Annotated in this window: 10 protein-coding genes and 1 pseudogene; 5 read left to right on the top strand and 6 right to left on the bottom strand. The window is 70.9% G+C overall.

What is annotated here, in order from left to right; all coding sequences use genetic code 11:
- Positions 1-10: 10 nt before the first annotated feature.
- The gene (locus ACZ7J0_RS25270) at positions 11-469 is read right to left on the bottom strand and encodes a hypothetical protein (protein WP_470890947.1); all 459 of its coding nucleotides are present in this window, start codon (positions 467-469) and stop codon (positions 11-13) included.
- A gap of 133 nt (positions 470-602) precedes the next feature.
- Between ACZ7J0_RS25270 and ACZ7J0_RS25265 the strand changes: the two genes are divergently transcribed.
- Positions 603-1418, top strand: coding sequence for an MmyB family transcriptional regulator (locus ACZ7J0_RS25265; RefSeq protein ID WP_470890945.1), 816 nt, complete (start codon positions 603-605; stop codon positions 1416-1418).
- A gap of 160 nt (positions 1419-1578) precedes the next feature.
- Here the strand turns inward: ACZ7J0_RS25265 and ACZ7J0_RS25260 are convergent, their stop codons facing one another.
- Positions 1579-1986, bottom strand: coding sequence for a glycine cleavage system protein H (locus ACZ7J0_RS25260; protein WP_470890943.1), 408 nt, complete (start codon positions 1984-1986; stop codon positions 1579-1581).
- Positions 1987-2235: 249 nt separating this feature from the next.
- Between ACZ7J0_RS25260 and ACZ7J0_RS25255 the strand changes: the two genes are divergently transcribed.
- Positions 2236-3135, top strand: coding sequence for an aminoglycoside phosphotransferase family protein (locus ACZ7J0_RS25255; protein ID WP_470890941.1), 900 nt, complete (start codon positions 2236-2238; stop codon positions 3133-3135).
- A 65-nt stretch (positions 3136-3200) separates the two neighbouring features.
- On the opposite strand, the gene ACZ7J0_RS25250 is transcribed toward ACZ7J0_RS25255, so the two are convergent.
- From ACZ7J0_RS25250 to tap, 3 genes are all read right to left on the bottom strand, one after another.
- Complete coding sequence (locus ACZ7J0_RS25250) at positions 3201-4013, bottom strand: amidohydrolase family protein (protein WP_470890939.1); 813 nt, start codon at positions 4011-4013, stop codon at positions 3201-3203.
- A 101-nt stretch (positions 4014-4114) separates the two neighbouring features.
- A complete protein-coding gene (tpg, locus tag ACZ7J0_RS25245; RefSeq protein WP_470890937.1) occupies positions 4115-4669 on the bottom strand; it encodes a telomere-protecting terminal protein Tpg in 555 nt (184 codons plus the stop codon).
- A gap of 9 nt (positions 4670-4678) precedes the next feature.
- Entirely contained in the window at positions 4679-6895 is a 2217-nt protein-coding gene (gene tap, locus ACZ7J0_RS25240) for a telomere-associated protein Tap (RefSeq protein ID WP_470890935.1), read from the bottom strand.
- Between the two features lie 973 nt (positions 6896-7868).
- Between tap and ACZ7J0_RS25235 the strand changes: the two are divergent.
- The 3 genes and pseudogenes from ACZ7J0_RS25235 to ACZ7J0_RS25225 form a co-directional block, all read left to right on the top strand.
- Positions 7869-8063 (top strand): annotated as a pseudogene (locus ACZ7J0_RS25235) (DNA glycosylase AlkZ-like family protein); the annotation flags it as partial.
- Between the two features lie 254 nt (positions 8064-8317).
- The gene (locus tag ACZ7J0_RS25230; RefSeq protein WP_470890933.1) at positions 8318-8887 is read left to right on the top strand and encodes a PadR family transcriptional regulator; all 570 of its coding nucleotides are present in this window, start codon (positions 8318-8320) and stop codon (positions 8885-8887) included.
- A gap of 181 nt (positions 8888-9068) precedes the next feature.
- Positions 9069-10790, top strand: a complete 1722-nt coding sequence (locus tag ACZ7J0_RS25225) for an acyl-CoA dehydrogenase family protein (protein WP_470890931.1) — start codon at positions 9069-9071, stop codon at positions 10788-10790.
- A 155-nt stretch (positions 10791-10945) separates the two neighbouring features.
- Here ACZ7J0_RS25225 and ACZ7J0_RS25220 read toward each other — a convergent pair whose 3' ends face one another.
- Entirely contained in the window at positions 10946-11572 is a 627-nt protein-coding gene (locus ACZ7J0_RS25220) for an alpha-ketoglutarate-dependent dioxygenase AlkB (protein WP_470890929.1), read from the bottom strand.
- Positions 11573-11640: the final 68 nt, after the last annotated feature.

The raw sequence follows: 11640 nt of genomic DNA, 5'->3' as shown, positions 1-11640 counted from the left end.
GACCGGCGACTCATCCGACCGCTGCGCGGCGGAGGCCCGCGAACTCAAGCCCGGAGAAGGCGGCGACCACCACCGCTCCGACGATCAGGAAAGCGACCCCCGGGCCGGTGAGCGGCAGCACGCCGGAGAACGCGAGCACCAGGAGCAGCACACAGGACAGTGCGTTGCCCACGACGACGGTCGCGACGAGGCGCGTAGGGATCTGCGGATAGCCGGCGATGAGGCCGAGGGCCGCGGCCCCGCCCAGCATGGCAATTCCGAAGGGCACGGACCAGGTGACCGGCAGGCCGAGCGGACCGCTGAGCCACGTGCCTCCGGCGAGCAGGACGACGCCGAAAAGGGCTGTGCTCCAGCCGTCGATCCGCAGGCTGGTGCGCAGCAGGTCGGCCGCGGGGCTGTTGGACGCCTGGGGCGGGGCAGCGGTGGCGGACGTGCTCGTCGTGGCCGGCGTGCTCACCGGGGTGCTCATACGGGTCTCCTTGATTCGTGGCCGGGGCCCGACCGGCCCGGGTCCGGTGAGACCTTGGCATCGCGGGGATCACGAACTCAATGACCTCCGAGGTCATGGCCGCGGTGATCAACAGGCAACTATCCTCCCCGACATGGAGATGAATCAGCCGTCCCGCGTGGGTGCCCTGCTACGGGAGTGGCGCCGCCGCCGCAGGCTGAGCCAGCTCGAACTCGCCCTCCTCGCGGAAACCTCGGCCCGGCATCTCTCCTGCGTCGAGACCGGGCGGGCGCGCCCGAGCCGCACGATGGTGCTCCGCCTGTCCGCCGCGCTTGACGTTCCCCTGCGTGAGCGCAACACCCTGCTGCTGGCCGCCGATTACGCGCCCGCGTACCGGGAGAGCCGTCTCGACGACGAGGAAATGGCCTCCGTCCGCTCCGCGCTCGACATGATGCTGACCACGCACGAGCCCTACCCCGCCGTCGTCGTCGACCGGTGTTGGAACGTGCTGGTCAGCAACCGGGCCATGTCCGTGCTCATGGACGGGATACCGCCGCATCTGCTCCAGCCCCGGCCGAACGTCTTCCGGCTGACCCTTCACCCCGACGGCCTGGCCTCGCGACTGGCGAACCTCGCCGAAGTCCGGACGCTCTTCCTCCAGCGGCTGCTCAGGCAGGCCGACGCCACCGGAGACGCGGAACTGCGCGCGCTGTACGAGGAGGTGTGCCGGTACCCCGTCCCCGCGGACGAGGAGACGCCGGACGCCGCCGCCCCGGCGGCACGCCCGAGCCCGGTGCAGGTGCCGCTGAGGGTCCGCACTCCCCTGGGCGAGCTGTCGATGTTCAGCACCATGGCCACGTTCGGAGCGCCGGCGGATGTGACGCTGTCGGAACTGGCGATCGAGTTGTTCTACCCCCTCGACGAGTTCACCACGAAGGCACTTCACGCCGCTGCCGCACCGGCGGGGTGAGGAGTCGCGCGCTCTCTGAGCGGGTCCGGACGGAAGCCGATCACCGCGTGCGTAGGTGGTTGTGTCGTGCCCGCTCGGTGAGCAGTCGGCGCTGCCGCCTCTGCCGGACCCGGGGCAGGCCCGGGTGTGGAGAAGGGGCCTCCATCCGCCCCTTCCGTGATCAGCCGGGCAGGCCCTGGTCGGTGGCCCCGTGCTGTGACATGTACTGGCTGGCCGTGACCAGCCCGTCGAGTTGCGCCGGCTTGTCGACGGTCACCTCGAAGAGCCAGCCCTCCCCGTACGGATCCGTGTTGACCGTCGACGGGGCCGCGACCGTCTTCTTGTTCACGGTGGCCACCGTGCCGCTCATCGGCATGCGGAGCTCGGCGACCGCAGTCGTCGACCCGACCACCCCGGCCGGCTGGGACGCGTCGATCGCGGCGCCCGTGTCCGGGAGCTCCAGGCGGTCGATGTCACCGAGACTGCTCTGGCAGGGGTTCGTGATGCCGACGCGCACCCAGTCGTCCCCCACCACCTGCACCCACAGGTGCTCGCGGGTGTACTTGCGGTCGTCCGGAACGTTCTCCACGCGGACCTCCTGGGTCAAGGGCCGGCCATGGTCACCGGCCGGCGTCCCCACCACTTCTTGCACAGGTCACCGCCAAGCAAACCCTCTCCCCCTCGCGCGCGAGAGATCGGACGGCTGCGCGGCGCTCCCGGCTCCAGGCCTCACCTCGTGAAGACCCTGACGGCCCACGGCACCGCGGCGAGGGCCAGGCCTGTGACGGGCGGAAAAGCGTTTGACGTCCGCTGGTGTCCGGCGGTCGGATAGCGCCCCATGAGCACAGGGCAGATGCATCTCGGCATGTATCCCATCGACGAGGACCTCGTACGGCGACTGATCGCCGGGCAGTTCCCGCAGTGGGCGGGACTGGCCGTGGAGCGCTTTCCGTCCGGCGGCACCGTCAACGCCATGTACCGGCTGGGAGACGGCATGGTCGTACGGCTGCCGCTTCTGAAGGGCGGAGCCGGGGACGTGTCGATGGAGCAGGAATGGCTGCCCCTCCTCGCACCCCGGCTCCCCATGGCCATCCCCGAGGTGCTCGGTGCCGGGGAGCCCGCCGAAGGGTATCCGTGGCCGTGGTCGGTGTACCGGTGGGTCGCCGGCGAGAACCCGGAGGCCGGGGCGCTGAGCGAGCCCGTGCTGCTGGCCGAGGATCTGGCCGGGTTCGTGGCGGCGATGCGGCGCATCACCCTGCCGGGAGCGCCGCGTGCGCACCGAGGCGGACCGCTCGCCTCGCAGGACGCGGAGACCCGGGCGGCGATCGAGGAACTGCGCGGGATCCCCCAGGAGGGCGTCGACTGTGATGCGGCGGTCGCCGTATGGCAGGACGCGCTGCGGGCCCCTGACTGGGACGGGCCGCCGGTGTGGCTGCATGCCGACCTGATGCCGGGCAACCTGCTGGTGGACGGTGGCAGGCTGACCTCAGTGATCGACTTCGGGTGCACGGGGGTCGGCGATCCGGCCTGCGATCTGTTTCCGGCGTGGAACCTGCTGCCGGACGACGCGAGAGAGGTCTTCCGTGAAGCGCTCGGCGTGGACGACGCGACCTGGAAGCGCGGCCGGGGGCGGACACTCTCTCAGGCCCTGATCGCCCTGCCGTACTACCGCAGGACGAACCCGTCCATGGCGCACAACGCCCGGCATGTGATCCGGGCGGTACTGGGAGAGGGCTGAGGCCTTCTCATGCCCGCGCGCCCGTAAGGTCCACCCGCGGACCCTCCGACCTCCACCCTCCCCGCCTACAGCGCGAAGACCCGACGGGCGTTGCCGGCCAGGAACAGCTCCCGCGCCTCGTCGTCCAGGCCCAGATCGTCCACGTGCTCCAGCGCCTGAGTCGGCGTGATCATCGGGTAGTTGGTGCCGAACAGAACCTTGTGACGGCCCCGGCCGCGCACGTACTCCACCAGTTCGGCGGGGTAGCGGCGAGCGGTGTAGGCGCTGGTGTCGATGAAGACGTTCTCGTGCTTGTCGGCGACGGCGATCATCTCGGTCGTCCAGGGGTAGCCGATGTGTCCGCACACGATGGTCAGTTCCGGGAAGTCGAGGGCCACCTGATCGATGTACGGGATCGGCCGACCCGTTTCGGAGGGCCGCAGCGGCCCGGTGTGCCCCACCTGCGTACAGAACGGGATGCCCAGCTCCACGCAGGCCGCGTACAGCGGGTAGTACAGGCGGTCGGTGGGCGGCAGGCCCCACAGCCACGGAACGATCCGCAGTCCCACGAAGCCGAGTTCCTCGACCGCCCGTCGAAGCTCCCGGACCGCCTCCATGGGGCGGGCCAGGTCGGCGCCCGCCACTCCCCGCAGCCGCCCGCCGGACTGCGCGACGAACTCGGCCACTTCGTCGTTGCTGATCAGCGCGCCCTCCGGCCCGTACCAGGCCGCCGCCAGGCCGATCTCCACATCGCCCGCGTCCAGCGCTGCCACCGTCGCCCGGACCGGCAACGGCTCCTCCAGCGGGCCGCGTCCGGTCCACCGACGCAGCGAGGCGAACATCTCGTGCTGGGAGTGCCTCACGGTCGGATGCTGCATCCACGCGTCGATGACTGCCATGCTCTCCCTCTCCCCACATCCCTGGTGCCGAACGGCCTTCGGCGATTAAGCAAACGCTCAGCGGGAGCGTAGCGGGAGGCCGGCTGCTTCGGGGCGGGGGCCTACAGCTCGAAGTCGACGTAGTCGATGTCGGTGAACTCCACCAGCAGGCCCTGCGCGCGGCGGCCGTGGTCCTTGAAGTAGATCTCCTGCAGGCCTTCGGCGGCGATCTCACGCAACTGCTGTTCCGTGGCGCCTTGTTCCTGGGCCTGGAAGAGGCGGGCGGCGTACTGGGGCGGGAGCGCCTGGGTGAGGTGGCGCAGGCGGGCGTCGTCGGTGGTGCCGGGGGCGGCGGTGTAGCCGAAGCGGGCGCGGGTGTCGATGACGATGCCACCGGTGGTCGCGGCCTGCTTCTTGGCCTTGGCGCGGACCTGGGGCTGCCAGCGCTTGGCGACCTCGCGCTCCATGCGCGCGGCGAGTTCCGCGCGCGGCCTCTTGATCTCGTCCTTCACATACCGCTCCACCGTGCGCTGTGTGATCCCGAGCAATGCGGCCACCTGCCCGGTGCCTTTGAGCTGCCTGACCAGATAGCGCATCCGGGCCCCGGCCGTCTTCGGGACGGGGCGGGTGAACGCGCCCCGCACCGCTTTGTCGAGACCGTCTTCGAGCTTGCCCATCGCACGCCCCTACTCTCCGTCGTCCCGGGTGGTGATGTTGCCGTCCTTGATGTACCGGGCGAGGTTGAGCTCGGCCCCGTGGTCCTCGCGGATGCCCTCGGCCCACAGGACGCTCTGGGTGCCCTCGTGCTTGACCATGCCCGGCGAGACACCGAGGCGGAAGCCGCCCGGCAGCGGCTTGCCGCCCGAGTAGGGCAGGAAGTCGAGCGGGCTCGGCCCGTCGGAGACGTAGACGGCGCAGTCCGACAGGACCGCGACCGGGTACCGGCCGGTGGCGGCCGCCGTCTTGAGCATCTTGCGGTGCATGTTGACGCGGGCCTTGGAGATGACGGCCGCGCGGATGTCCGGCCGCCACGTGGGCCGCTCCAGGGCCGGCCACGGCCGGCCGGGCCGCCACCCCCCGCCGCGCGGGCGTTCGCGGAGCTTGCCGATGCCTCCCTTCACGGTCGCCTTGATCGCCGCCAGGACGATCGCCATGTCGGGGTCGGCCTGCTTGTGCCCGGCCATGGCGTCCAGGAACTCCTGCGGTGCCATGTCGCCCGTGACGCCGAGGTCCGCCATCGTGGCGATGTACGCGTCGCGCAGCCGGTTGTACCAGCCGTCCAGATAGCGGCCGTTGTCCGGCCGGACGTAGGCCTCGACGGGTGTCACCCGGTGGCCGAGTTCCACGGCGTACGCCACGGTGGGCGTGGCGTACCAGGCGGGTCCGGCGGGCCGCCGACCGGTCGGAGTGAAGGGTGAGGGCAGGCGCTCGTCGAGCTCCACGTGGGAGAGGTCCACCAGCCAGGATCCCGGCGTCTTCGGGTCGAAGACGGGGGCCCTGACGTGCACGGGCGCTCCGAGACCGACGACGGTGCCGTTGGCGGCCGCCGCGAAGGCCATGTTGACGTCGATGCCCACGACGAACCGCTTGGCGCACTCGTCGTCGGTGAGCGGCCGGGCCCAGTCGTACGCCTCCTCCACCAGCACCTCGTCCGGGGTGCGCTGGTGGAAGCGGGGAAGTTCGGCGAGCAGCGGATGTCCGTCGGGGGCCTCGCACGGTGCGCACGGCACGGGGCGGGTGCCGAGCGAGCCGGGGTTGTGCTCGCTGTGCCGCTTTCCGGTCGCGTCCGGCTCGCTCGCGCGGGTCGGCGGGTGGAGTGCGGTCATGAGCTCGAGACCGGTGACGGCGGTGGACCCGCGCGGCGTCATCACCCGTGTCGCGTAGGCGCACAGAAGGTTCGCCAGGTCACCGGGCGGCAGCTGGGCGGCGTCTCCCCAGGACCGTGCGTCGAGTGCGTCCCAGCCCAGGACGCAGAGCTGGACGCAGGAGCGCCTGCCTCCCTGTGCGGGGCGGTAGATACGGGCCCACGGGCCGAAGCCGCGCCGGGTGAGCTGCCAGTCGGCCTTCTCCAGCTGCCTCAGCACCTTGTGGCCCTCGGGCAGCCTCCCGGCTCGCCTCTCTTCGTCGCTCAGGCGCGCGGGGAGCCCGTAGCGCGTGGCGGCCGCGTCCGTGAGCACCAGGACCGGGTCGGCATCCTTGCCGGAGCGGTGCAGGCGTGGTGCGCCGAGCTGTGCCTCCGTCAGCGTCCACTCCACCAAGGCGGGGAGCGACATGGCGGGGACGTCCAGGACGAGGCCGCCCAGGCAGTAGGCGGACACGTGACCGTCGGCCGCGTCGATGACGGCGAGAGGGCCGTGCGCGAACCGTGGGTCGCCCGTGGCGCCCGGCGCGGGGGCAGGCTTGGGCGCCGCCTTCGTGGCGGTGGGGCGCCGTGGCGCCGGCGAGGTCGGGGACGTCCTCGCCCTGTCCGCGGGAGCGGCGTGCGAGCCGGCTGCCGCGGGGGCCCGCGGGGGCGTCCGCGCAGGGGCGTCCGCTCCCGCATCGCGGGGCGGAGACGGCGGACCGGGCTCCGTTGCCTCCGCAGCGCGCGGCGGCGGCGCGGCCACGGCCGAACCGGCGATGGAGGTGGGCGCCGCCGTGCCCTGAGCATGCCCCGTGGTGTTGGCGGGGTAGAGCTCCGCGAGTTTCTCCAGCAGGCGCGCGTACGCCTCGCGCTGCGGAGGCCTCGGCTCCGTCTTGCCGTTCTCCCAGGACACGACCGTCGCACGGCGGACCGCCAGCGCGGTGGCGACCTGTTCCTGGGTCAGCCCGTGGGCCTTGCGCAGCCGTTCCCGTTCGGCCGGGGGCGGCAGCGGGGACGCGGACGCGATGAGGGCGTCGACGGCGTCGAACAACTCGGACATGGCACCTCCGGTCCACACCCTAGCAAGAAGCGGACTTTTCACGTACAAAGACCGTACTTCTCTAGCTGATGGGGACCCTGGCGAGGGAACGAGGGCCCCGGGCCGCCTGTCCCGTGCCACCGAACCTTGAGCGTGTGCCATCGAACCTTGACGGATGCGAGTTTGTGTCATCCGAGTTTGATCACGCCTGGTCAGGCCCGGCGAAGCCGGATCAGGCGCCGAAGCGTGGGGACTGGGAACTGGCGAGACCGAGAGGCGGCGCGAAGCGCCCGTCACCCGAGGAGAGCGGGGGCCGCCGCGCACCGCGTTGCATCCGACGCTGCCCAGTGCTCGGCCGACTCGCTGTCGGGCTGGCGGGCCTACCGGCTGCGGCGGCGCAAGACTGTCGTCTTCCGCCCGACAACTGTTCGGCGCCCCCCGCGGATCGGGGCGCAGGCATGGGGCTCAGGGCATGCTGGTGAGTGGCCAGGGGTTTTGGGCGTTGCGTCGAATCGCCGCGCGTATGTGGACCATGGCCAGGAGGGCGCTCATGTGGGTCTTGCCCTCGGTGTACCGGACGTGATCCTTGCAGAACCAGAGGGCGTTCTCGGGATGCCCCTCATGATCGAGCGGTGGCGCTATCGCACGGAAGTATACGAGCGTGAAAGTCTCGTAGTCGTGATCCCTGGGGGACGCGTTGCAGATCGCGCAGTACGGGGGCATCACGGTTGTTCAACTCCACTTCGTCGAACGAATCATGATCGCAAGCCTAGTTCGTCCTGGTCACCAGCGCGCCCGTCTCGCGCCGCCTCTCGGCCTCGCAGCTTCCACGCTTCGGCGCCTGATCCCGCTTCGCCGGGCCTGCCCAGGCGTGATCAAAACTTCGATGACACGAACTCGCATCCGTCAAGGTTCGATGGCGCACGCTCAAGGTTCGGTGGCACAGGACACCGTCCCTGGCGGGCGAGGTGGGCCCACGGCAGAATCCGGCGTTGTGAAGATCACCGCGCGGGAACTCAACCGGGCCACGCTCCACCGCCAACTGCTCCTGCGGCGGGAGCGTTTGACCGTCCCCGACGGGGTACGGCGCGTGGTCGCGCTCCAGGCGCAGCATCCGGCCTCGCCCTACCTGGCGCTCTGGAACCGGCTCACCGGCTTCGCCCCGGACGAGCTGGACGCCGCCTTCACCCCCAGGCCCTGACGGCGTTCCTCGCCGACCGCGAGGCAGCGGTCTACGGCCGCTACCGCCATTGGTGGGCCAAACTGCCCGGGGCCGAGGTGCGGCTGTTGCCACAGCTGCCGTGACCAGCGGTGTCGCTCGACGTCGGCCCGGGCGGTCCCGGCGCGGAACCCGGCCGGCCGCCCCCCGTCCCGGCCGTGAGCCGCATCTCACCTGAGCGACGCCGCTTGTCTATGCAACAAGTTGCATAGCAGGATCACGGCATGGCGCTCGAGCACGCGATCCTCGTCTCCCTGCTGGAAAAGCCGGGCTCCGGCTATGAGCTGGCCCGGCGGTTCGACCGTTCCATCGGGTACTTCTGGACCGCCACCCACCAGCAGATCTACCGCGTCCTCAAGCGCATGGACGAGGACGGCCGACTCGACGTGCGCGAGGTGCCGCAGCAGACCCGTCCGGACAAGAAGGAGTACTCGGTCTCGGACCTCGGCCTGGCGTCCCTGGCCGAGTGGCTTCACGAGCCGATCCAGCCGGAGAGCATGCGGCACGAGCTCGCCGTGAAGATCCGGGGCGCGGCCTTCGACGATCCGACCGCCCTGATCCACGAGGTCGAGCGGCACCAGCAGTTGCACAGGGACCGACTCGCCCACTACCTGGTGGGCGAGCAGCGGGACTTCGGCGAGGTCGATGCCTCCGCGGTACTCGATGCCGGGCGCGAGCTGCAGCACGCGGTACTCCGCGGCGGAATCGCGTACGAGCGGATGATGCTCGCCTGGCTCGACGACGTGCTCGCCACGCTCCATCGACTCGGTTCCGGCGGCCGGCCGGGCCGCTGACCCGGTTCCGGCCGCTGCCCCGGTCCGGCCCTTGACCAGGACGCCGACCAGGCCGCCGACCAGGTTCCTGGTCGCGGCACCGGCGTCCGGGAGGCGGGCCGCCGGCCCGGGGCCCATGTGCCGACCTCCCGCCTCGATCGCACCCCACCTCCCCCGACCCCAGCCGGAAAGGCGAACATCCATGACCGACCCGCTGCTGTTCAACCCGCGCACCTACGACCCGGCGCACTTCGACGCGGAGACCCGCCGACTGCTGCGCGCCACCGTCGACTGGTTCGAGGACCGCGGCAAGCGCAGGCTGATCGAGGACTACCGCTCGCGGGCCTGGCTGGGGGACTTCCTCGCCTTCGCCGCCAAGGAGGGACTGTTCGCGGCCTTCCTCACCCCGGCCACGGCGGCCGACGGCCACCCGGACAAGCGCTGGGACACCGCCCGGATCGCCGCCCTCAACGAGATCTTCGGTTTCTACGGGCTCGACTACTGGTACGCGTGGCAGGTCACCATCCTCGGCCTGGGACCGGTGTGGCAGAGCGACAACGCCGCCGCGCGCGCCCGCGCCGCGGAGCTGCTCTCCCAGGGTGAGGTGTTCGCCTTCGGCCTGTCCGAGAAGGCCCACGGCGCCGACATCTACTCGACCGACATGCTGCTGGAGCCGGACGGCGAGGGCGGCTTCCGGGCGAGCGGTTCGAAGTACTACATCGGCAACGGCAACGCCGCCGGGCTCGTCTCCGTCTTCGGCCGCCGTACCGACGTCGAGGGCCCCGAGGGATACGTCTTCTTCGCCGCCGACAGCCGCCACCCGGCGTACCACCTCGTGAAGAACGTCGTCGACTCCTCGAAGTACGTCAGCGAGTTCCGCCTCGACGGCTACCCGGTCGGCCCCGACGACATCCTGCACACCGGCCGTGCCGCGTTCGACGCCGCGCTCAACACCGTCAACGTCGGCAAGTTCAATCTGTGCACCGCCTCGATCGGCATCTGCGAGCACGCGATGTACGAGGCCGTCACGCACGCCCACAACCGGATCCTCTACGGCCGTCCCGTCACCGCCTTCCCGCACGTGCGCCGCGAGCTGACCGACGCGTACGTCCGGCTCGTCGGCATGAAGACGTTCAGCGACCGCGCCGTCGACTACTTCCGCTCCGCGACCCCCGACGACCGCCGGTACCTGCTGTTCAACCCGATGACCAAGATGAAGGTGACCACCGAGGGCGAGAAGGTCATCGACCTCATGTGGGACGTCATCGCCGCCAAGGGGTTCGAGAAGGACAACTACTTCGCCCAGGCCGCGATCGAGATCCGCGGACTGCCCAAGTTGGAGGGAACCGTCCACGTCAACCTCGCGCTGATCCTGAAGTTCATGCGGAACCACCTGCTGAACCCCGCCGAGTACGCGCCCGTGCCGACCCGCCTCGACGCCGCCGACGACACGTTCCTCTTCCAGCAGGGGCCGGCCCGCGGCCTGGGCTCCGTCCGCTTCCACGACTGGCGTCCGGCCTTCGACGCCTATGCGCACCTGCCCAACGTCGTCCGCTTCCGGGAGCAGGCGGACGCGCTGTGCGAGTTCGTCACCACCGCCGCACCGGACGAGCAGCAGAGCCGCGACCTGGACCTCCTTCTCGCCGTCGGCCAGCTCTTCGCGCTCGTCGTCCATGGCCAGCTGATCCTGGAGCAGGCGGGGCTGACCGGCCTGGACGAGGACGTACTGGACGAACTGTTCGCCGTCCTCGTACGCGACTTCTCCGCGCACGCCGTCGAGCTGCACGGCAAGGACTCCGCCACGGCGGAGCAGCAGCGCTGGGCCCTTGAGGCGGTCCGTCGACCGGTCGTGGACGAGGCCCGCTCGGCGCGCGTCTGGCAGCGCGTCGAGGCCCTTTCCGGTGCCTACGAGATGGCGCAGTAGGAAGGACGGAGGGGCGGCGGGTTCGGGCAGGAGTGTGTGCCCTTGAATCCGTCGCCCGCCCACTCTCGGGCATGACGCCGGGGCCGCGTCGTGGGACGGCCCCCGGTCGGCACATCAGTGCGCCGGCGGGCCCCCTGGCCTTCCGTGGAAGGACCTCAGCGCACTCCGCGCGGCCGGAACTGGATGCTGATCCGGGGGCCCGCGCCGCGCGCGGTCTTGGGGATGGCGTGCTCCCAGGTCCGCTGGCACGAGCCGCCCATCACCACCAGATCGCCGTGGCCGAGCGGCAACCGCATCCCAGAGCCGCCTCCGCGCGGCCGCAGCGCCAGATCGCGTGGTTCGCCCACCGACAGGATGGCGACCATGGTGTCCTGCCGCGAGCCGCGGCCGATCCGGTCGCCGTGCCAGGCGACGCTGTCCCGGCCGTCTCGGTAGTAGCACAGGCCGGCCGTGGTGAACGGCTCGCCGAGGTCGGCGGCGTAGTGCGCGGAGAGTACGTCGCGGGCCTCGTCGAGCACCGGGTGCGGAAGGGTCTCCTCCTCGCCGTAGAAGGCGAGGAGCCGCGGTACGGCGACCTCGTGGTCGTACATCTGTCGCCGCTCGGCTCGCCATGGCACGGAGGCGACGAGCTCCTCGAAGAGGGCGTCCGCCCCGCTCAGCCAGGCGGGCAGCAGGTCGACCCACGCCCCGGTTCCCAGATCGATGCGCCGCAGGCCGGTCAGCGGACCGAGACGGATGTCGTCGGTCTGGTCGAAGAGTGAACCCTGCAGATGTGCTGCCATGGGTCCAGCGTAACCAAGAATCGAACGTACGTCCCAATGAGGACGCGCACCTCTCTGCGGCCGTCACG

The sequence above is a fragment of the Streptomyces sp. NPDC038280 genome, assembly GCF_055600045.1.
The sequence above is the reverse complement of the archived record's forward strand: the minus strand, read 5'-3'. Positions and strand labels throughout refer to the sequence as shown.

Excerpts from the sequence above, each read along its gene's own strand:
- ACZ7J0_RS25255 (WP_470890941.1), top strand. The coding sequence starts at position 2,236 with ATGAGCACAGGGCAGATGCATCTCGGCATGTATCCCATCGACGAGGAC.
- tap (WP_470890935.1), bottom strand. The coding sequence starts at position 6,895 with ATGTCCGAGTTGTTCGACGCCGTCGACGCCCTCATCGCGTCCGCGTCC.
- ACZ7J0_RS25225 (WP_470890931.1), top strand. The coding sequence starts at position 9,069 with ATGACCGACCCGCTGCTGTTCAACCCGCGCACCTACGACCCGGCGCAC.
- ACZ7J0_RS25230 (WP_470890933.1), top strand. The coding sequence starts at position 8,318 with ATGGCGCTCGAGCACGCGATCCTCGTCTCCCTGCTGGAAAAGCCGGGC.
- ACZ7J0_RS25265 (WP_470890945.1), top strand. The coding sequence starts at position 603 with ATGGAGATGAATCAGCCGTCCCGCGTGGGTGCCCTGCTACGGGAGTGG.
- tpg (WP_470890937.1), bottom strand. The coding sequence starts at position 4,669 with ATGGGCAAGCTCGAAGACGGTCTCGACAAAGCGGTGCGGGGCGCGTTC.
- ACZ7J0_RS25270 (WP_470890947.1), bottom strand. The coding sequence starts at position 469 with ATGAGCACCCCGGTGAGCACGCCGGCCACGACGAGCACGTCCGCCACC.
- ACZ7J0_RS25250 (WP_470890939.1), bottom strand. The coding sequence starts at position 4,013 with ATGGCAGTCATCGACGCGTGGATGCAGCATCCGACCGTGAGGCACTCC.
- ACZ7J0_RS25220 (WP_470890929.1), bottom strand. The coding sequence starts at position 11,572 with ATGGCAGCACATCTGCAGGGTTCACTCTTCGACCAGACCGACGACATC.